This window comes from Lactobacillus taiwanensis DSM 21401 (genome assembly GCF_001436695.1).
GTDB classification, from domain to species: Bacteria; Bacillota; Bacilli; order Lactobacillales; family Lactobacillaceae; genus Lactobacillus; species Lactobacillus taiwanensis.
Genome location: NZ_AYZG01000016.1, coordinates 1 through 1242, shown reverse-complemented (window position 1 = coordinate 1242; position 1242 = coordinate 1). Strand labels below are relative to the sequence as shown.

Here is a 1242-nt window from a genome sequence, read left to right as displayed (position 1 = left end):
TGCATCGGTTGCTGGGTTGGTTACGTGGATGGTTACTGGTACTTCGTCCTTTGAGCTATCTGGGTAGCTTACAACAACTGTTGCTGGCTTGTCTCCTGCAGTAGTTACATCTGGAGTGTTTTTCCAAGTGTACTTAGTGCCATCTGGTAAGTCACTCTTGTTCTTGATGCCTTCTGCTGGATTTGGTACAACGCCAGTCTTAGTATTTACATCTTGACCTTCTGGAGTGTACTTGTCTGCATCGGTTGCTGGGTTGGTTACGTGGATGGTTACTGGTACTTCGTCCTTTGAGCCATCTGGGTAGCTTACAACAACAGTTGCTGGCTTGTCTCCTGCAGTAGTTACATCTGGAGTGTCTTTCCAAGTGTACTTAGTGCCATCTGGTAAGTCACTCTTGTTCTTGATGCCTTCTGCTGGATTTGGTACAACACCGGTCTTAGTGTTTACATCTTGACCTTCTGGAGTGTACTTATCTGCATCGGTTGGGTTCTTAGTTACAGTTACGGTAACTGGTACTTCAACAGGTGAGCCACCTGGATAAGTTACAATAACTACAGCTGGCTTTTCACCTTCAGTAGATACATCTGGTGTTGTCTTCCATGAGTACTTAGTACCATCTGGTAAATCATCTTTGTTGGCAATACCTTGGCTTGCATCTGGTACTTCACCGACCTTAGTAGTTACATTTTGACCAGTTGGAGCTACTGGAGCATATTTAATGTCAACAATGACATTCTTAGTTTCAGCAGTAACTTCTTCAGCTGCTACTTTAGCTTGACTTGGAGTGTACCCTTTAACAGTTGGTGCATTAAATTCTGCCCAAGTACCATTTGCTTGGTTAAGTTCACCTGCCACATGCCATGCGTTCCAAGTAATCTTGCCAGTCACTGGATCAGTGTAACCGGCATTACCTTGAGCATCTTCACGAGTAAAGTGAACGGTTTGATCATGACTTACTGGATCTTGATCTGGTTCATGAACCACAATCGTACGAGTTACATACTGGTTCATGTCATCGTTTACGCCTTCTTGACCTGGCTTGTATGGTACTGGGGTATCAGCTTGCTTTTGGTAACTTACTGTGACGTTTGCACCATTTTGTGGTACTCCATCTTTTTCACTTACTGCAGCTGCTGAAACTTCAGTTGCCTTTGTACCATCTACGTATGAATCGTAACCCTTAATTTGTTCTACACTAGCTGAAGCAAATTCTGCTTTACCACTCTTAACGTGCCATGGATT

General features: G+C 43.7%; 1 protein-coding gene. It reads right to left on the bottom strand.

Annotated features, from left to right (window positions below):
• The coding region (locus FD18_RS09720; protein ID WP_268766059.1) for a Rib/alpha-like domain-containing protein at positions 1 to 1242 on the bottom strand (1242 nt) is incomplete at both ends.